We start from the raw sequence: 18,106 nt of genomic DNA on the forward strand, positions 1-18,106 counted from the left end.
TTAAGATGGCTAAACCAATTGAGGGGGAAAAGCGGGCTTTCATGACCGGCAATGAGGTCGTTGCCTGGGCGGCCCTGGCGGCGCAGGCTGATATTATGTACGGTTATCCGATTACGCCTCAGAATGAGATTATGCATTATTGGACCCGCTTAGGGCCGAAATTCGAGAAGAAGTTCCTGCAGACGGAGGATGAGATTTCCGCAGGCTTTACCACAGTGGGCGGGGTCCTCTCAGGGGCGCGGGCTTTTACCGCTACCGGAGGGCCGGGGAATATTCTGATGCAGGAATCGATTTCGATGGCTGAGATGATGCGGATTCCCACGGTGATGGTGATTCAGCAGCGGGGCGGCCCGTCTACGGCGACCGTTATTTATTCCCAGCAGGAAGTGATGCTGACGACTCACGGGGGGAACGGCGAAGGACACCGCATTGTCTACTCCACCGCCACCCATCAAGACCTCTTTGACTATACCATTAAAGCTTTTAATACGGCCTGGAAATACCGTTTCCCTACCTTTGTCCTGGGGGATGGGTATCAGGCTAAGATGCGCGAGTCCTTAACGATTTATGACCCGGAGATGCGCGGGGTGAAGATGGTTCCGACCGTACCGTTACTGGGCCAGGAAGGGATGCCCGGGGTGGACCGGGAACCGTCCCTTCTGCGCAATACCTTTAATACGGAAGAGGAACTTTATGCGATTATTAAAGACTACCAGCAGGAATACGACCGCATTGCCCCCGAGCTGGTGGAACATGAACAGTTCGCATGTGAAGATGCTGAAATTGTGATTATTTCCCACGGGGTGGTCAGCCGTTCGTCTAAAATGGCGGTGCATGAACTAAGGGCTGAGGGAATTAAGGTGGGGTATTTCCGGCCAATTACGTTAAGGCCGTTCCCCGCCGATGACTTAAGCGGGGCCATTGCAAAGGCAAAACTTCTGTTGGTGGTTGAATCGGCGGAAGGGCAGCTGGTTAAGCTGGTGCGCCAGAATCTCTATGGCCACAGCATCCTGCCGATTGAAGGGCTGCTTAAGCCCGGGGTTGGTGTAACCAGTGAAGAGATCGTGGACAAAGTCAAAGCTTTGGCCGCACACTAGGAAAGGGGGTAAATAGACGTGTCAATCGAGTTATCCATGCCGAAATCCTGGCGGCAAGAAACCAAACCCCATAAATTCTGTCCGGGCTGCGGCCACGGGCTGGTCTTAAAGGCCTTGGGCCGGTCGATTGATGAGCTTGGCATTCAGGATAAAGTGGTCTTCGGGTGTGATATCGGCTGTTCTCTCTTAGCCTGGGATTTCTTCAATGTAGATACGGTTCAGACGCATCACGGCCGCACCACTCCGGTCATTACCGGCATCAAGCGGGCCCGTCCCGACCGGATCGGAGTTGCCTATATGGGGGACGGAGGGGGCTATGCCATCGGTTCCCAGCATTTGGTCAACGCAGCTATGCGCAATGAGCGGATCACTGCAATCCTGGTCAATAATGCCAACTACGGTATGACCGGCGGCCAGATGGCACCCACATCCCTCCCTGGGATGAAGACAGAAACCTCCCCTTATGGGCGTGATCCCGAACATACCGGGATGCCGATGCAGGGGCCGGAGATGGTGGCAGCCATTGCCCGCGAGGGGGCGTATGTGGCCCGTGGGACGATAGCGAATGTACGCCAAGCTACAACATTTATTAAACGTGCTTTGGAGAATCAAATGGCGGGGAACGGTTTTTCCTTTGTCGAGATTCTTTCAACCTGTCCGACCAACTGGAGCACCAATGCCAAGGATACCTGGCACTTTGTGGAGCAGGAAATGCCGAAATACTTCAAAGTCGGGGAGATCAAAGTCCCGGGCACGAAGGAGGAATAGAGCCATGGCCAAAGTGGTGAAGATTGCTTTAGCCGGGGAAGGCGGACAAGGGGTCCAGTCCGTGGCCCAGATCATGACCAATGCCGCCAATGATGAAGGCAAAGAGGCCCTTTACATCCCGAACTTCGGCGTGGAACAGCGCGGCGGGGTATCCATTGCTTTCTGCCAGATTTCGGACGAGAGAATCGGCGCACCTAAATTCGAAATCGGGGATATTGTCATCGCTTTAAGTGACCGGGCGGTGGTGCGCACCCAGCAGTATGTGGGGCCGAAGACCATTTTTATTTATGATGCTTCGATCGAGCAGGCAGAGGAATATTTACCCACCAACGGGGCCAAAGTTCTGGCCATTCCCGCCTTAAAGATATCTAAAGAAGAACTGCATCCCCGGGTCTTCAATGTTATGATTCTGGGCGCAGCCTTGCAGGCCACCGGAGTGCTCACTCTGGATCAGGCCAAGAAGGCTTTAGAGAAAAAGCTCGGGTACAAATTCGAGCAAAATCCCAAGCTGCGCGAGTTGAACCATAAAGCCCTGGAGCGAGGAGCCCAGCTCATGCAGGAACAATTAGCCGGAAAGTAAGATGTAACTTATTGGTGAGTAAATAAGATTAATTGAGTACTCCAAAGATAGGAGGGACAGTGATGTCTTTAAAGGATAATCTCATCACGATTGAGGGACCCAAAGCGGTGTGGACGGTTTTTCCGCATCTGTGCAAGGGCTGCGGCCTCTGCATCGAGAAGTGCCCGGTGCGGACCTTGGAATGGTCAGATAAGCTGGGTGTCTATGGCACCCCCGCCCCGCACGTGAAAGAGGAAATTCCCTGCATCGCCTGCAATATGTGTGAACTCGTCTGCCCGGACGCCGCCATCACCGTGGGCAAGATTAAGCAGGCAGTGCATAAGTAGTAAGCAGGGGCGAGACATCGCCCCTTTTTTATTTCTGTGCATAACCTGCCCGCCGGAGGAAAACAATAAGCTGGATAGGGAGGGAATAGTATGCGCAGTTGGACAAGAATGCTAAAAGAGCTTACCTCGCGCCCTCATACCCGCCAGATTCGCAAAGTTCCTCCTCTGCCGGTGGATTCTGAACTGCCTAAGCCCCTTTCCCCGAAGCTGATGCACTCGCTTTTAGGGGAAAGCACGGATATCATTTTCCGGGAATTCAGCTTGCGCGGGCAAGAGGAGATCCCGTGCACTTTAGTTGCTGTAGACGGCCTGATTGATAAATTGATCTTGGACAGTTTTATCTTAAGGGTGTTAATGGTTGATTTCGCCGGGGAAAAAGAGCTTGAGCAAATGACTGTTGACAATGCCTTAAAAACGGTTTACAAGTTTCTCGCGCCTGCAATTGAACTTAAAATTATCAATAAAACCGGAGATGCTGTCGATGCCGTCCTATCCGGAGATGCGCTTCTTTTTCTAGGAGATACGGGCGAAGCCTTGATTATAGGCTCCCGGGGCTGGGCCAACCGCGGAGTCGCGGAGCCGGAAACCGAATCCGTGGTCCGCGGGCCCAGGGAAGGTTTTTCTGAGACCCTGCGTACGAGCACCTCCCTTTTGCGCCGGAAAATCAAACACCCTTCCCTAAGGATGAAGTCACTCAAAATCGGAGAATTGACTAAAACGGATATCGTGGTGACTTATATCGAAGGCTTAGCCAAGCCGGACATTGTGCAGGAGGTCATGCGGCGTCTGGGGCGCATTAAAATCGACGGCATTCTTGAGTCCGCCTATATCGAAGAAATGATCGAGGATGTACCCTATACCCCTTTTCCACAGGTGCGGCACACAGAGCGCCCGGATGTCCTGGCAGCGGCACTTTTGGAAGGAAAGGTGGGAATCATGGTAGACGGTACCCCGATCGCGCTCATTGTCCCTGCGGTTCTGGCCCAGTTTCTCCAGGTGTCTGAGGATTATTATGAGAAGGCGGTTATTGTCATCCTGGTGCGCTTTATCCGTTATGTGGGGGCGGCGGCGGCCCTGTTGGCACCAAGCATTTATATTGCAGTTGCAACCTACCATCAGGAGATCATTCCTACAACCCTGGCCCTGAGCATTGCGGCCGGGCGCTCCGGTGTGCCGGTGACTGCCTTATTGGAAGCAATACTAATGACCCTCGCGCTCGAGATTGTGCAAGAGGCGGGACTGAGGCTGCCGAAGCCGATCGGGCAGACAATTGGAATCGTAGGCGCGATTGTAATCGGGGATGCGGCGGTTAAAGCCAGCCTGGTCAGTCCTCAAATGGTCATTATTGTGGCGCTTACCGCAATTGCCACCTATTCCATAGCTTACTATGATTTGGCGATTGCCTTGCGGCTCATTCGCTTTCCGTTAATGCTTCTGGCCGGAACCCTGGGCTTCTTCGGGATTGGTCTTGGCTTATACGGGCTCCTCATTCATCTGTTAAGCTTGCGTTCCTTCGGACATCCGTATTTGAGCCCGGTTGCACCTTTGAGAATCCGCACCTTGCTTCAGGATACTTTTGTGCGCGCCCCCTGGTGGGCCTTAAAGAGACGGCCCCAAATTGCTGATGTTGATGAGCCGCGGGGAGGGGGACAGTAATGGAGAGGATTTCCGCCCACCAGTTCGTGATGCTGGGGGCCGCGGTCTTAATGGGTACCACCTTTTTTCCCGTTGCTCAAGTTGCATTGGGGGTGGGAGGCAGGGACGGCTGGATGGCCGTACTTCCGGCCTATGGATTGGCGCTGCCCCTGGGACTGATGATCCTGGCCCTGGCCCGGGAATACCCGGGTCAAAATCTGATCAAGATCTCAGAAACTGTTTTGGGGAAATGGACGGCTAAAGGAATCGGCCTGGTTTATCTTATAGTTAGCATTTATTTCGGTGCGTTGCTGCTAGCTCAGGTGGAGGATACTTTCAAACGTTCCGTATTACAGCTCACGCCCCACGTTGTGTTTATCGGCGCGATGCTGTTTTTGGTGGGGGCGCTCGCGTGGACTGGGATTGAGGTCTTCGGGCGTTTTGCGGAAGTGGTGTTTCCCTTAATTATTCTAGGACTTATAGCTAATATGGTTCTGACTTTGCCCCGCTTTGAATGGGAGGAGTTTTTCCCTGTATTCGGGGAGGGAATTAAGCCCATCTTATTTGCGGTGTTAAAATTGGCTCCCTATGCCTGTGAATATGCGTTGTTTGTGGCGGGGGTTATCGCTTATCTCCCGCAAGGGGGGCAAGATCAAACTCAGCTTAGAACAGGAGTGTGGCGTGCGGTGATCATCGTAGGGACGGTTAATGCCCTCCTTACTTTGACTGAGCTCTTAGTTTTCGGCCCGGCTGAAGCCAAGCGTTTGAATTACGGTTTGCTCTCCCTTGGAAAGCTGGTCGAGATTGAAAAAACCATTTCCGGAGTGGAATCTCTGTTTTTGCTCATCTGGATGGGAGGCATGATTATTAAGGTGGGCGCCTTCTATTTTATGGGCATGTGGGGATTGCAGGCCGTATTTGGAGTGCAGGATCATGTAAAATGGTACTTGCTGCTGGCGGGAGTGTTTTTCGTCATTGGTCTCTTTTTTCAAAACGGTGTGGAATTAGTGCAAGAGTTAAGCGTTACGGATGATTATTTGATTTTACCCTTGGCGATTCTCTGGATTCCTCTGGTATGGGGAATTGTTCGTTGGCGTCGGAGGGGCAAAGCAGGATGAGCAAAAAACTAATCGTATTGATGGCATCAAGTCTTTTACTCTTGTCCATTTCGGGCTGTTGGGATAAGCGGGAAATTGAAGAGCTGGCCTTTGTCGTGGCGATTGGACTTGATTATGACGCCCAGACCGAGAGCTACCAAGTGACCTTTCAAATGGCGGAGCCCAGCAAGGGAGGGGAAGGCGGCCCGAAGGTTGATACCAGGAACATAACGATTGAAGGTAAAAACATGATCGAGGCTACGAGCAAGAGTTTTGAATTTATCAATAAGCAAAACATTCCGGGAGCTGTTAAACTCATCATTGTCGGGAAAGACTTGGCCGAAAGAGGAATGAACGAAAGCCTTGATTTCTATCAACGCCTTTATCTTCTGCGGCGGACTGTGTTTTTGCTTCTGGCTGAGGATAAAGCTCAGGATGTGCTTAATGTCAAATTGCGCACCAAGGATGTGCCGGCGCTGACTCTAGTTGATATCATAAATAACAGTTCGGATTGGTCTATTTCTCCTTTAGTCCGTTTGGGGCATTATCTTACAATCTTGGGCCGGAAGAGCGAGGATCCGGTGATTCCGGTCGTGCGTCCGGTGAAGCCGGGGGAAAACGGAATGATTTACAAAGCCGACAAAGAAGGGGAAGCGGAAGAACTGCAGCTTAGCGGCGCCGGTATTTTCAAAAGAGACCGCTTAGCAGGATATTTGACGGAAGATGAAACCAAGGGGTATCTGTGGCTGCAAGATGAAATCAAGTTACGTCTATTGGATACCTCCAATGAGGCCCCTCCGGTCTATGGGGGCCGGGTGGTCACGACTAAAACCAAGGTGAAGCTTGAGACGGCGAAAGGGGTGAAAGGAGTGCGCTTTCTCATTTCGGCTAAGGCTACTATTGATGAATTTCAGTCCCGGGAACAAGCCGACAATCCTGCTGAGATGGCTCCCTTTACCTATGATGCGGAAGAGAAAATGGCCCGGGAGATTACCCGCGAGTGTGAAGCCGCGCTGGCCAAAAGCAAAGAGATGCAATTGGATTTTTTGGGCATTGGCAGGCAAGTTGAAATTAATGATGTAAATTATTGGAAGGAAATTGAAGCAAGCTGGCCGGAGATGCTTGCGGAAATACCAGTAAGCGTCGAGGCCAAGGTTCAGGTGATTAACACCGGAGCGACCTTCCAAGGCCCGGTTAATTCCGAATCAGAAGGGGAAGAATAAGAGCAGGATGCTGCTCTTTGGGGTTATAGTCAGGAGTCAGTATTCAGTATTCAGTATTCAGTATTCAGGAGTTAAGTGACGCTGAGAAACTAGATTAAACTGTATTTGGATAAAACTGGCCGAGAAAGGGCGAATGTTTTGAGTGAGTGCCAAGATCTTACCGGTGTGTCACGCATGTGGCTGTGTTCCGCGGTATGGCCTGTATGACGGGTTTAGACTGAAGGGAGCGTTTTTCTGCTCAGATTGTGAAGATAAGATGTTTACTGTGGAAATAGGCAGTGCCGAGTACGAGAAACTTGTTTGCGATGTGCGTACCCTGCTTTTTGGTGCAAGTTCTCCTAGAATATGATAAAATTAATTCAAAATTCCTGGGGGAATGGGTTTGTCAGATTTGAGGGACGGGCTTAGGAGTTATTTGGAAAAGGGATACTGTTCCTTTCATACTCCTGGGCATAAAGGCAGGCAGGAGTTTTTTTGCGGAGTGGATTTTCCTGGGTCTGACCTGACCGAACTTCCCGGGCTGGATATGCTCCATGCCCCAGCCGGTATTATTGCCGAGGCCCAAGCCAAGGCCGCCGGAATCTTCGGGGCGGAAGAGAGTTTTTTTCTGGTGAACGGAGCCACGGTGGGAAACCAAGCCTTACTGCTGGCGCTTCCGGATACCGGACCTGTGCTTGTGAGCAGAGCGGCCCACCGGTCCGTATTTTCGGGTTTAATTCTGTCCGGACATCGGGTGACATACGCCCGGCCGGTCATTCATCCTGAATTTAACCTGCCCTTGGGTCTTGAAACAGATGAGATTATAGGCGCTTGGGCCGGTGCGGCCGCCTGTTATGTGACGTATCCTACCTATTACGGCAGCTGCTGTGATCTTGAAGCCCTGCTAAAAGCAAGGGACGAGGATTTTCCCCGGCTTCCGGTATTGGTGGACCAGGCGCACGGCGCGCATTATCTGGGTGCGCTTTTTCCGCCCGGTGCCTTGGCTCTGGGAGCGGATGCAGCGGTACATAGCACCCATAAAACCTTAAGTGCTTTAACGCAAGGGGCGATGCTCCATGTCCAAGGGCAGAGATTGGATCGCGCCCGCCTGCGGCAAGGATTGGAACTATTACAAACGTCAAGTCCCAGTTATTTGCTTTTAGCGTCTTTGGAGCAGGGAGCAGATTCGGCCTTGGTTCAAGGACATTGGGAGGAGCTGCGCCTCGAAGTAGAGCAGATTCACCGGGGTCTGGAAGGAAGGCTGCGCCTGCTGGATGCAAAGGATGAGCAAACCCTCGGCATTGCCCAGGTGGACTGGTCGAAAATCCTGGTCAATACGCGGCCATTGGGAATTTCGGCTCCCGTGTGTGTTGAGTTTTTGCGCCGGCGCTTTGGCATTGAGCCAGAGCTGTGGGATCACGAAAATATTCTGTTTCTCCTTGGGATCGGAAGCACTCCTGCAGATGTCAGGCTCCTGCGCCGGGGTTTGGAAAGCCTGCTCGAGCCGGAGTTTAGACATGAAGCCGGAGTCCGGAGCGGGGTTGGGTTTGGGAAATCCAACCGCTTAAAGCCGGTCCTTCCCGCAATGCTGCTTCCACCGCTACCCCCTCAGCGCCTGACACCGCGCCAGGCTTTTTTTAGCAAGAAGCGCCTTGTGCCTTTAAGTGAAAGCTTGGGCCATACCTCGGGAGAAACGATCTCTCCTTATCCGCCCGGAATCCCGGTGGTGGTCATGGGAGAAATATTGACTGAAGAGGTGCTGGAGCTGCTAAGGTCCGAAGAAGAAAGGCTCTGGCAAGGATGGGAGCGTGCGGGAGAAAAACGGATTTGGATTGTGGAGGATGACTAGCGTGAAAATGGTCGTAGCCATTGTGCAGGACAAAGATGTGAGCAAGCTTCTGGAGAGGATTACCCAAGCGGGGTTTGGGGCCACCAAACTGGCAAGCTCGGGAGGATTTTTGCGCTCGGGCAATACAACCTTGCTCATCGGTGTGGAAGAGGAAAAGCTGGAAGCTTTGCTGGAGTTAATCCGGGATACATGCAAGCAGAGGACGGAGATGCTCACCCAAGTGCAGCCGATTATCGGGCCGATTGATGCCCATGTTCCGGTGCCCATCGAAGTTACGGTCGGCGGAGCGACGGTGTTTGTGCTGGATGTGGTGCAATTTTTGAAAGTGTGATTGAATGAACAAAGAAGTATTGGAAAGAGCAGCTCATTCCGGCCGGATGGGGCACTTTTATATTTTCCATGGAGGCAGTCCCCGGGACAGACGGGACTTCGCCTTACGCCTGGCTATGATTCTCAATTGCCAAGGGCTGGAGAAGCCGTGCCACGTCTGTCCTTCCTGCCGCAAGATCCAAAGCGGGAATCATCCGGATGTTTCCATTCTGGAACCGCTAAAGGCCAGCCTGGGCATCGAACAGGTTCTCAACTGGCAGGAAACGGTGTACCGCAAACACTATGAGGGAGAGTATAAGGTTTTTCTGGTGGAACAGGCAGATGCTTTGACGGCTGCGGCCGCAAACGCACTTCTGAAAATAGTGGAAGAACCGCCGGGGGAGACTGTGATTATTCTCAGCGCCCAAAATGCGGAGAAGCTTCTGGCGACCGTACGCAGCCGGGCCCAGCTTCTGTATTTCGCAGAGGGCGGGGAGGCCGGAGAAGAAGGGGAAGGAAGGCCTGAATGGACCGGTGCTTTACGGTTGAGCGGAGGCAGTTATGCCTTAGCTGAGCAGATGATGCACCATGGGCCGGAAACGATAGCGGATTGGGTCGGGCGCTTTAGGCGGGCAGTTGGAGCGCGGGATTTTGTCGGGCTATTTTCCTTGTTTCCGGTAGAAAGTGAGGAAGCTTCACTTTATTTACAGGCGTTGGCCGTTCAGTTTGAACAAGAGATGATTCAGGGAAAAAGCGCGGTTTCGGCATTATTGGCAGTGCGAGATGCTTTGAGTGCTTTGCAGCAGGCTAATTCCAGATTGGTGATTGAGGTCTTGGCCTTGCGACTATTCGAGCAGGGGGGATATGGCGCGTGATTGAAGTTGTAGGAGTGCGCTTCAGGTCTGCCGGGAAAATATATTATTTTGCTCCGGGGGATTTGCAGCTTGAAGCAGGGGACAAAGTGATTGTTGAGACGGCCAGAGGGGTTGAATTCGGGGAGATTGTGATTGCTCCCCGGTCAGTGAGTGAGGAAGAAATCGTGCTCCCCTTAAAGCAGGTATTGCGCAAAGCGGGGGCGGAGGATGAGCGGATGGTGGAACAAAATAAAGCCCGGGAAAAAGAAGCGTTCCAAATCTGCTTAAAGAAAATAAGTGATCATAAGCTGCCAATGAAATTAATCGATGTCGAATATACTTTCGATGGGAACAAGATCATTTTTTCCTTCACGGCGGAAGGAAGAGTGGATTTCCGGGAACTGGTGAAAGACCTGGCGGCGGTTTTCCGCACGCGCATTGAACTGAGGCAGATCGGAGTACGGGATGAGGCCAAGATGCTGGGAGGAATCGGTTCATGCGGCCGGGTGTTGTGCTGTTCCTCATTTCTGGGGGATTTCGAACCGGTCTCGATCCGGATGGCTAAAGATCAGAAGCTCTCCCTTAATCCGACGAAGATTTCCGGGATTTGCGGGCGTTTGATGTGCTGCTTAAAGTATGAGAACGGCTGTTATGGCTGTGATGATAAAGAAGAGGAATATATAGAGGATCTGTTAGAGCTGGTAGAAGAAGTGGTGCCGGATAGAGAGGCGGTGCCGGCTGCTGCCGCGTCCAGACAGCCGCGTCATCGGAAAGGGGATAAGCAGAAAGGAAAGAGTGAGAAGGCATGAGTCAGTTGACCCAGGCACTGGTGGAGATTGAGGAATTGTTGGCTTCTGTCCTGCGCGAGATTCAGAGTCTGCGGTCGTATATACAAGTGCTGGAAGAGGAAAATATACGGCTTAAACGGGATGCGGCCCTCCCCGCTCAGGAAACGGAGCGGGTGATTGCCAACGCGGAGCGGATTCAGAACGTAGCTCAGGAAAACTTGCTCCGCCTTTATAATGACGGCTTCCATGTCTGCCATTTGCACTTTGGCCAGCCGCTGGAAGGGGATTGTTTGTTTTGTATGGGGTTTTTGAGGAAGGATTAGATGAGCGTGTCTCAGCCCGCCCATGGAAATAGGGGTAATAAAGGAATGCTGGAAAAAGGTACGCTGTATGTGTGTGCGACTCCGATCGGGAATTTGAAAGATATTACGCTCAGAGTGCTTGAGACGTTGCGGGAAGCGGATGTGATTGCGGCCGAAGATACGCGGCATTCCGGGATGCTCTTAAAGCATTATGGGATTGATACTCCTCTGACCAGCTACCATGAGCATAATGAGAAGGGAAAAGCCAGGGAATTAGTGGACCGGCTTAAAGAAGGCCAGTCGGTGGCTTTGATCTCAGATGCGGGAATGCCCGGAATCTCCGACCCCGGCTATGAAGTCATCCGGCTTTGCCGTGAGCAAGGGGTTAAGGTCGATGTCCTGCCCGGGCCTAATGCTGCCCTGACGGCCTTGGTTCTGTCCGGGATGCCTGCATCCAATTTCCTGTTTTACGGATTTCTCCCGGCCCAGGCAGGGCCGCGGCGGCGAGCTCTGGAAGACCTGGCCGAGCTGTCCTTTACCTTGATTTTCTATGAAGCACCTCACCGTCTCCTGGCTGCCCTCACTGAGATGGAGAAGATTATGGGGACGAGAGAAGCCCGAGTGGTGCGCGAACTGACGAAATTGCACCAGAGCGTCCACGCAGGCACTCTTCCCGAACTAATCGCGGAGTTTGAACAGAATCCTCCCCGGGGGGAGTGTTGTATTATTCTTGCTCCTTATGTGGCGGCCGCTCCAACCGGAGGGCCGGAAATCTGGCGCCGTGAAGTGGAAGAGGCGGTAGCGGCCGGGTTTACCCGCCAGGAGGGCATGAAATCGGTGGCCAAGCGTTATGGGGTGAGCAAGCGGGAGGTTTACCGCAGCCTGATCGAGAAGCTCGAGTGAGCGGGCAAGGCAGCTCGCTGGTTTTTAAAGTAAAAAGGCCCGCTGCCCCCTTAGGGGCTTCAGACCTTTTCGGCGAGATGGATGCAAGCTCTGAATATCTATGTAACTTTCAGTATCTTGCTTTTGTTGGTAAAACCTTAGCTGCTGAATTGTCGATATAACTCAATTAAACAGCTTTGGTGTCGGCAGAGATTTCCGCGACGGCTTCGCCCATTGCAGCGGCGCACTCACGGCATACATTCTTGCCTCTGAAGATTTGAACATCGCTCGCATTGCCACAAAAAACACAAGCAGGCTCGTACTTTTTGAGGATGATTTTTTCCTGATCGACATAAATCTCTAAAGCGTCTTTCTCGTCGATTCCCAGGGTGCGGCGGAGTTCAATAGGCAATACGACTCGACCGAGTTCGTCTACCTTTCTCACGATTCCAGTTGACTTCATCACAAATGACCACTCCTTTTACAACATCTTTCGACAGGAAGCATCACCCTTATGATACCAACGGTTCCATTAAAAGTCAACCATTTTCTTTAATTTTTCATTTGCGCCTAAAAGTGATATTATTAAATGAAAATGGCGTCTCAGTCAGAAATACCAAATTTATAAGGGAGAGACTGACAGGTGAAATATTACATAACGACACCGATTTTTTACCCGAACTCATCACCCCATATCGGAACGGCCTATACGACCATTGCGGCCGATGCCTTGGCCCGCTTTCAGCGGTTGAAAGGCAATGATGTCTATTTCCTAACCGGTACGGACGAAAATGCCCAGAAGATTGTACGTACGGCAGAGAGCAAGGGCATAAACCCTAAGGAATATGTGGATGGGGTCGTGGAGCGCTTTCAGGAGCTGTGGAAGCTATTAAACATTTCTTATGATGATTTTATCCGCACGACGGAGGAACGCCACCATAAGGTGGTACAGGGGATTTTTACCCGCTTGTATGAACAAGGGGATATCTATAAATCAGAATATGAAGGTTGGTACTGCACTCCGTGTGAGACCTTTTGGACGGAGAATAAGCTGGTGGACGGGAAGTGCCCCAACCCGGACTGCGGCCGGGAAGTCGAACTGCTGAAAGAAGAAAGCTATTTCTTCCGGATGTCCAAGTACCAGGACCGCCTGCTTGATCATATCCGCAAGCATCCGGAGTTTATTCAACCGGTTTCCCGCCGCAACGAAATGATCCGTTTTGTCGAAAGCGGCCTGGAAGACCTGTGTGTCTCCCGCACCACGTTCCAGTGGGGGATTCAGGTACCTTTCGATCCGAAGCATGTGGTGTATGTTTGGCTTGATGCCCTCATCAATTATATCGCTGCCCTGGGATATCCGGAAGGGGAAAAATATGGACATTATTGGCCGGCGGAAGTGCACCTGATGGGTAAAGACATTGTGCGTTTCCACGCGGTCATCTGGCCGATTATCCTTCTGGCATTGGATGTGCCTTTGCCGAAAGTGGTGTATGGGCACGGCTGGTTTTTAAGCAAAGAAGGCGGGAAAATTTCCAAGTCACGCGGGAATGTGCAAGACTCTTTTGAATTAATCCGGCGCTATGGCTCAGATGCCATCCGCTATTTCCTCTTGCGCGAAATGCAGGTGGGTACGGACGGAACGTACTCGGAAGATGCCTTGGTGGAGCGCTTGAACAGTGATTTGGCCAATGACCTCGGGAATTTTGTGTCCCGCAGCTTGGCCATGCTGGTCAAATACCGCGGGGGAATTGTACCTGAACCCGGGCCGGACACCCCGCTGGAACAGGAACTGAGGGCGCTAAGCCTCGAGGTCAAAAACGAAGTGGAGGCCCGCATGGAAGCGTTCGACCCGGCAGGAGCTCTCGAACAAATCTGGCGCTTCGTGGCGCGCTGCAATAAGTATGTGGATGAAACCGCACCCTGGTCCTTGGCCAAGCAAGTGGGTCAGGAACAGAGATTAAATACCGTGCTCTATTATTTTGTGGAAGAGATCCGGATTCTCAATATTTTATGTGCGCCCTTTATGCCGGGCTTGTCGCCGAAAATCAGCCGGCTGATTGGGCGGAATACCGGGGCTTGGGAGGAAGCAGGCCGGTGGGGTCTGACCGCTCCCGGCACTAAAGTGGAGAAGGGGGAACCACTGTTCCCGCGGGTGGATATTTTACAGTTGATTGACGGAGAGGACAAGGCAATGGAGTTTGAGCCGATTAAAGAAGAAGTGAGTATTGAGGATTTTGCCAAGCTTGACTTTCGGGTGGCGAAAGTGGTAAAGGCTGAGAAAGTTGAGAAAACAGACAAGCTCTTGAAGCTCGAAATGGAAATTGCCGGGGAAGTGCGGACCGTGGTGTCCGGAATTGCCCAGCATTACGCTCCGGAGGATTTAATCGGGCGCAAAGTGGTGGTAGTTGCCAATCTTAAGCCTGCGAAATTAAGAGGGATTATGTCCCAGGGGATGATCCTGGCCGCTTCCCACGGAGATACTCTGGAGGTGTTGATGCTGGATAAGAATCTTCCGGGAGGCGCAAGGGTTAAATGATCTGGGATACACATGCGCATGTGGACGATACCCGCTACACGGACGATTTCCCGGAAATGCTCGGACGGGCGCAAGCAGCAGGGATTACCCGCATCCTGAATGTAGGATATGATCTGCCTTCCTCGGAACGGTCGCTGAAGCTGGCGCGGGAATGTGATTTCATTTATGCGGCAGTGGGAATTCACCCGCATGATGCCAAGGATGTCACGGATACGACCTGGGATGCGCTCCGGGAATTGGCCGCAGATCCTAAAGCGGTGGCCTGGGGAGAAATCGGACTTGACTATTATCGCGATCTCTCTCCCCGAGCTTTGCAGCAAGAGGTATTCATCCGGCAGATTGAACTGGCTGACGAGGCGGGCTTGCCCATCATCATTCATAACCGGGATGCACACGAGGATGTGTATCGAATCGTGAAAGAGCACACGCCCAAGCATGGCGGAGTATTTCACACCTATTCCGGTTCCTGGGAAATGGCCAAACAACTTTTGAATTTAGGTTTTTACCTTTCCTTTGCTGGGCCTTTAACGTACAAGAATGCCCGTCAGGTGTTGGAAGTTGCAGAGAAGGTGCCAAGCGACCGCTATTTGCTGGAGACGGATTCTCCCTATCTGACCCCGGAACCGTATCGCGGGAAACGCAATGAGCCGGCCTATGTCAGGGAGGTGGCTGTCCGCCTGGCTCAAGCGCGCAGCCTGCCGCTGGAGGAAGTGGCAGTCCAAGCCTGGCAGAATGCGGAAAGGCTGTTTAAAATATAGTCATTTTCCCCTCATTGTCTTCATAGATTTGAAGCAAGGGGGGATTTCATGTATTCGTTACCTATTATGCCTTTTGCCGATTATTGGCGTCAGACCCGGCTCTTAAGTTCATATCTGGGGGGAGCGGCTCTGCTGGTGGCAGGAACAAGTGTGTTGGCTAATTCATCATTAAGTGAGGCTCCTTTAAACATTCCGGCGAGTATTTCTAAGGTGCTGACACAGACGGAGTTCTTACCGAAGAGCGAGGCTGTGGCAGAACCTTATTTCATGTCTCCGCTCGAGCAGGAGAATGTCCAAACGGCACCGGTTCAGAATATTACAACAGATATCCATTTAGAGGATGTACCGGTCGATGCGCCGACGGAATTTAGAGAGTCGAACGAGGTTCCGCCGGGGATGAGCCGGATTCTGGAGGAAGGACAGAAGGGTATTGAACGCCGGGTTATTAAAACGACCTTCATCAATGGAGAAGTAAGCGAAGAAACCGTGATCAACCAATTTATGCTCAATGCTCCGAAGAAAAGAGTGGTCATCAGAAACACTAAGCCCGTGAGCGGGGAATCACTCGATCTCAGCAAGCTTGAAATCAGCCGTTCGTTTGTTATGGAAGCTACGGCTTATACATATACCGGGAATCGCACCGCAACCGGGGTTCCTCCGCGGGAAGGCTTAATCGCTGTCGATCCGAAAGTGATCCCTTTAGGCAGCAAGGTTTATGTTGAGGGCTATGGATATGCCGTTGCTGCCGATACCGGAGGAGCGATTAAAGGGCAAAAAGTCGACGTTTTTTTCTCTTCGCTGAATCGGGCCTTGCAATGGGGCAGACGCCCGGTTCAGGTCTATCTCCTCAAAAATAGTTAGTTGTTTCGACAAATGTTAACCTGATTGAATCAAAGCTAAGCTTTGACAAGAAACCACTTATCCGCTAAAATGAAGTTGCAGGATATAATTGGTAATAATTAGGATAACGAAATTGAGGGGCAACAAAAGAGAAAACAGTTTGAGGAGTGAAGAGATTAGATGTTGGGACAGACCCGGATTAGGGTGATGACCCTGGTCCGCCGCTTCGGCAAAGTCAAGCTTGCCCTCGCCGGTCTGGCGTTCTTGGCATTGCTCATTACCCCGTTTTTACTCCAATTAAAAAGTATTGAGGTAGAAATTGATGGTCAGGTCAAGTCAGTAAGAACAATCTTTAGTACGGTCGGGGGGGCTTTGGAACACACCCGCCTGGGAATCTACCCGGAAGATGCGGTGGTGCCGTCCCGGGAAACACGCCTTAGCCAGGGAATGGTGATTCATGTTACCCGCAGTGTTCCGGTTAAGCTCTCAGTGGATGGGAAGACTTATGAAGGACGCACTGTGGCAGCGACGGTCGGGGAAGCTCTAAAGGATTTATCCGAACGCTATCAATTAGACTTGAAAGAAGTGGACGAAGTCAATTACCCCCGCACGGACACGCTTCCGGCAGGGACTGAACTTGCGGTTCGCCGCTCAATTCCGGTTAAGGTGCAGGCTGACGGCAAGGAATATGATACATACATGGCGCCGCGTCCGGTGGCCGAAGCCTTAGCTAAACTGAATCTGACTCTGGGTGCGCTGGACAAGGTTTCCCTTCCGCTGGACCATATACTTGAGCCCAATGACCGGGTGCAGGTGGTCAGGGTAGTTGAGAAAATCGAACAAATTAAAACGGAAATACCTTACCAGACGGTAGCTCAGCCCGCTAATTTTCCGGTGGGACTTCCGGATAAGGTGGTTAAACGGGGGGCTAACGGGGTTCAGGAGCAGACGATTAAACTGGTCCTGGAAGACGGTAAGGAAGTGGACCGGCAAGTTTTAGCTCAACGGGTAGCTTTGGCTCCGGTAAACCAAGTGGTGTCAAGAGGAACCCAGACCTCCATCTCCCGGGGCGGTACGGTGGTTAATTTTAAGCGGGCTTACCAGATGAGAGCCACTGCTTATTGTGAACCGGGAGGACGCACGGCCACGGGTACACCGGTACGCTGGGGCATTGTGGCGGTTGACCCGCGGGTAATTCCGCTTGGGAGCAAGGTCTATGTTGAGGGATATGGCCAGGCAGAAGCCCTGGATGTCGGGGGGGCCATCAAAGGAAATAAAATCGATGTGTATATGGACTCGGAGGAAGCTGCCAGATCATGGGGAGTCCGTAGTGTGATTGTGTATGTACAATAGCATATCCTGATCATGAGCGTGAGGCTGTAGAGTTGAGCAAGCCTCACGTTGTTTTCTTATGAGAAGGTTTAAGTCAGGAGTAAATTTCCCCAGGGATTCCCGGTTTGCACCTTGGTATTATGGACTAAAACCCCACATATTTTTACTAAGGGAATAGTCTCAAGGCCAAGGGGGGATCAAGCATGCGCAGGCTGGTCGTCATACCGGGAGGCAGGCTTAAGTCAGCGGCTATCTTTTTTATCCTGGGGGTGATGGGTGCTCTCGTTCTCTCTGTATTCTGGCAGGGTTCGGCAGTTGTGCTCAGTTATGCCAAAGACCGGCATGTGGTGATGCTGGACCCCGGGCATGGCGGCTATGACCCAGGAGCCATTACCAAGCAAGGAGTGTATGAAAAGGACATTAACCTTAAGATGGCCAACAAAATCAGGGAATTTTTGAACCCCAGCGGAATTGAAGTCGTACAAAGCCGCGACGAGGATGAGGATTTTGCCCCCGACCGGGGTACCGGCAAAACAACGAAGAAACAAATAGACCTTAACCACCGGATAGCGCTCGCTGAACAGGCTAAGGCCGATATATTCGTAAGTATTCATGTCAATGCTGCGACCACAACCCAAAAGTCCGGTGCGGAAACGTTCTATCACTTTAACTCAGAATCCGGCAAGAGACTGGCTGAAAATATTCAAAGCGAGCTCATAAAAATACCTGGAATGAACCGCCGGGTGGCTAAACCGGCAGACTTTTACATCATTCGCAATACGGCTATGCCGGCCGTGGTCATAGAATTAGGCTATCTTTCAAATGCTAATGAACGCAGCAAACTCCAGCAGTCCTGGTATCAAGACCAGTTAGCCAAGGCCATTGCTAAGGGAATAGCGACGTATTTTGGCCTGCCATAGAGGGCAGTAGTCAGAATTCAGAATTCAGTAA

The 18,106-nt window shown here is 51.8% G+C and carries 19 protein-coding genes; 18 read left to right on the forward strand and 1 reads right to left on the reverse strand.

Translation table 11 applies throughout. The features are described 5' to 3' along the window. The first annotated feature begins 5 nt into the window (after positions 1-5). The 13 genes from J0X21_RS06365 (at position 6) to rsmI (ending at position 11,710) form a co-directional block, all read left to right on the forward strand. Positions 6-1,097 carry a ferredoxin oxidoreductase gene (locus J0X21_RS06365; protein ID WP_206811339.1) on the forward strand — a complete coding sequence of 364 codons (1,092 nt, stop codon included), beginning with the start codon at positions 6-8 and terminating at the stop codon, positions 1,095-1,097. Positions 1,098-1,133: 36 nt separating this feature from the next. Further along, positions 1,134-1,865: a thiamine pyrophosphate-dependent enzyme gene (locus J0X21_RS06370; RefSeq protein ID WP_209011331.1), complete on the forward strand. Its 732-nt coding sequence runs from the start codon at positions 1,134-1,136 to the stop codon at positions 1,863-1,865. A 4-nt stretch (positions 1,866-1,869) separates the two neighbouring features. Continuing rightward, complete coding sequence (locus J0X21_RS06375; protein ID WP_206811341.1) at positions 1,870-2,445, forward strand: 2-oxoacid:acceptor oxidoreductase family protein; 576 nt, start codon at positions 1,870-1,872, stop codon at positions 2,443-2,445. Between the two features lie 62 nt (positions 2,446-2,507). Beyond that, complete coding sequence (locus J0X21_RS06380; RefSeq protein ID WP_206811342.1) at positions 2,508-2,771, forward strand: 4Fe-4S dicluster domain-containing protein; 264 nt, start codon at positions 2,508-2,510, stop codon at positions 2,769-2,771. 90 nt (positions 2,772-2,861) lie between these two features. Beyond that, the gene (locus J0X21_RS06385) at positions 2,862-4,427 is read left to right on the forward strand and encodes a spore germination protein (protein ID WP_206811343.1); all 1,566 of its coding nucleotides are present in this window, start codon (positions 2,862-2,864) and stop codon (positions 4,425-4,427) included. Beyond that, a complete protein-coding gene (locus J0X21_RS06390) occupies positions 4,427-5,524 on the forward strand; it encodes a GerAB/ArcD/ProY family transporter (RefSeq protein ID WP_206811344.1) in 1,098 nt (365 codons plus the stop codon). The genes J0X21_RS06385 and J0X21_RS06390 overlap by 1 nt, the downstream gene beginning before the upstream one ends. Then, on the forward strand, positions 5,521-6,726 hold the full coding sequence (locus J0X21_RS06395) for a Ger(x)C family spore germination protein (protein ID WP_206811345.1): 1,206 nt from the start codon (positions 5,521-5,523) through the stop codon (positions 6,724-6,726). Before J0X21_RS06390 ends, J0X21_RS06395 begins: the two co-directional genes overlap by 4 nt. A 376-nt stretch (positions 6,727-7,102) precedes the next feature. Next, positions 7,103-8,554, forward strand: a complete 1,452-nt coding sequence (locus tag J0X21_RS06405; protein WP_328812401.1) for an aminotransferase class I/II-fold pyridoxal phosphate-dependent enzyme — start codon at positions 7,103-7,105, stop codon at positions 8,552-8,554. Between the two features lies 1 nt (position 8,555). Next, on the forward strand, positions 8,556-8,885 hold the full coding sequence (locus J0X21_RS06410) for a cyclic-di-AMP receptor (RefSeq protein ID WP_206811348.1): 330 nt from the start codon (positions 8,556-8,558) through the stop codon (positions 8,883-8,885). A gap of 4 nt (positions 8,886-8,889) precedes the next feature. Continuing rightward, a complete protein-coding gene (locus J0X21_RS06415) occupies positions 8,890-9,738 on the forward strand; it encodes a DNA polymerase III subunit delta' (protein WP_206811349.1) in 849 nt (282 codons plus the stop codon). Next, positions 9,735-10,526 carry a PSP1 domain-containing protein gene (locus J0X21_RS06420; protein WP_206811350.1) on the forward strand — a complete coding sequence of 264 codons (792 nt, stop codon included), beginning with the start codon at positions 9,735-9,737 and terminating at the stop codon, positions 10,524-10,526. The genes J0X21_RS06415 and J0X21_RS06420 overlap by 4 nt, the downstream gene beginning before the upstream one ends. Next, complete coding sequence (locus J0X21_RS06425; RefSeq protein WP_206811351.1) at positions 10,523-10,828, forward strand: initiation-control protein YabA; 306 nt, start codon at positions 10,523-10,525, stop codon at positions 10,826-10,828. Before J0X21_RS06420 ends, J0X21_RS06425 begins: the two co-directional genes overlap by 4 nt. A gap of 45 nt (positions 10,829-10,873) precedes the next feature. Continuing rightward, positions 10,874-11,710, forward strand: a complete 837-nt coding sequence (gene rsmI, locus J0X21_RS06430) for a 16S rRNA (cytidine(1402)-2'-O)-methyltransferase (protein ID WP_206811352.1) — start codon at positions 10,874-10,876, stop codon at positions 11,708-11,710. Positions 11,711-11,876: 166 nt separating this feature from the next. Here rsmI and J0X21_RS06435 read toward each other — a convergent pair whose 3' ends face one another. Continuing rightward, the gene (locus J0X21_RS06435) at positions 11,877-12,152 is read right to left on the reverse strand and encodes an AbrB/MazE/SpoVT family DNA-binding domain-containing protein (protein WP_206811423.1); all 276 of its coding nucleotides are present in this window, start codon (positions 12,150-12,152) and stop codon (positions 11,877-11,879) included. A 180-nt stretch (positions 12,153-12,332) separates the two neighbouring features. On the opposite strand from J0X21_RS06435, the gene metG reads away from it, so the two are divergent. The 5 genes from metG (at position 12,333) to J0X21_RS06460 (ending at position 18,075) form a co-directional block, all read left to right on the forward strand. Further along, complete coding sequence (gene metG, locus J0X21_RS06440; RefSeq protein WP_206811353.1) at positions 12,333-14,225, forward strand: methionine--tRNA ligase; 1,893 nt, start codon at positions 12,333-12,335, stop codon at positions 14,223-14,225. Next, a complete protein-coding gene (locus J0X21_RS06445; RefSeq protein WP_206811354.1) occupies positions 14,222-14,983 on the forward strand; it encodes a TatD family hydrolase in 762 nt (253 codons plus the stop codon). The genes metG and J0X21_RS06445 overlap by 4 nt, the downstream gene beginning before the upstream one ends. Before the next feature lie 48 nt (positions 14,984-15,031). Then, entirely contained in the window at positions 15,032-15,844 is an 813-nt protein-coding gene (locus tag J0X21_RS06450) for a G5 and 3D domain-containing protein (RefSeq protein ID WP_206811355.1), read from the forward strand. 159 nt (positions 15,845-16,003) lie between these two features. Continuing rightward, complete coding sequence (locus tag J0X21_RS06455; protein WP_206811356.1) at positions 16,004-17,176, forward strand: 3D domain-containing protein; 1,173 nt, start codon at positions 16,004-16,006, stop codon at positions 17,174-17,176. Positions 17,177-17,358: 182 nt separating this feature from the next. Beyond that, a complete protein-coding gene (locus tag J0X21_RS06460) occupies positions 17,359-18,075 on the forward strand; it encodes an N-acetylmuramoyl-L-alanine amidase family protein (protein WP_206811357.1) in 717 nt (238 codons plus the stop codon). Positions 18,076-18,106: the final 31 nt, after the last annotated feature.

It is taken from the genome of Paradesulfitobacterium ferrireducens (assembly GCF_017310645.1).
Classification (GTDB): Bacteria; Bacillota; Desulfitobacteriia; order Desulfitobacteriales; family Desulfitobacteriaceae; genus Paradesulfitobacterium; species Paradesulfitobacterium ferrireducens.

Bases quoted from the DNA above. Each gene is read 5' to 3' on its own strand.
- J0X21_RS06365 (WP_206811339.1), top strand. From the start codon at position 6: ATGGCTAAACCAATTGAGGGGGAAAAGCGGGCTTTCATGACCGGCAAT.
- J0X21_RS06370 (WP_209011331.1), top strand. From the start codon at position 1,134: ATGCCGAAATCCTGGCGGCAAGAAACCAAACCCCATAAATTCTGTCCG.
- J0X21_RS06375 (WP_206811341.1), top strand. From the start codon at position 1,870: ATGGCCAAAGTGGTGAAGATTGCTTTAGCCGGGGAAGGCGGACAAGGG.
- J0X21_RS06380 (WP_206811342.1), top strand. From the start codon at position 2,508: ATGTCTTTAAAGGATAATCTCATCACGATTGAGGGACCCAAAGCGGTG.
- J0X21_RS06385 (WP_206811343.1), top strand. From the start codon at position 2,862: ATGCGCAGTTGGACAAGAATGCTAAAAGAGCTTACCTCGCGCCCTCAT.
- J0X21_RS06390 (WP_206811344.1), top strand. From the start codon at position 4,427: ATGGAGAGGATTTCCGCCCACCAGTTCGTGATGCTGGGGGCCGCGGTC.
- J0X21_RS06395 (WP_206811345.1), top strand. From the start codon at position 5,521: ATGAGCAAAAAACTAATCGTATTGATGGCATCAAGTCTTTTACTCTTG.
- J0X21_RS06405 (WP_328812401.1), top strand. From the start codon at position 7,103: ATGGGTTTGTCAGATTTGAGGGACGGGCTTAGGAGTTATTTGGAAAAG.
- J0X21_RS06415 (WP_206811349.1), top strand. From the start codon at position 8,890: ATGAACAAAGAAGTATTGGAAAGAGCAGCTCATTCCGGCCGGATGGGG.
- J0X21_RS06425 (WP_206811351.1), top strand. From the start codon at position 10,523: ATGAGTCAGTTGACCCAGGCACTGGTGGAGATTGAGGAATTGTTGGCT.
- rsmI (WP_206811352.1), top strand. From the start codon at position 10,874: ATGCTGGAAAAAGGTACGCTGTATGTGTGTGCGACTCCGATCGGGAAT.
- J0X21_RS06435 (WP_206811423.1), bottom strand. From the start codon at position 12,152: ATGAAGTCAACTGGAATCGTGAGAAAGGTAGACGAACTCGGTCGAGTC.
- J0X21_RS06445 (WP_206811354.1), top strand. From the start codon at position 14,222: ATGATCTGGGATACACATGCGCATGTGGACGATACCCGCTACACGGAC.
- J0X21_RS06450 (WP_206811355.1), top strand. From the start codon at position 15,032: ATGTATTCGTTACCTATTATGCCTTTTGCCGATTATTGGCGTCAGACC.
- J0X21_RS06455 (WP_206811356.1), top strand. From the start codon at position 16,004: ATGTTGGGACAGACCCGGATTAGGGTGATGACCCTGGTCCGCCGCTTC.
- J0X21_RS06460 (WP_206811357.1), top strand. From the start codon at position 17,359: ATGCGCAGGCTGGTCGTCATACCGGGAGGCAGGCTTAAGTCAGCGGCT.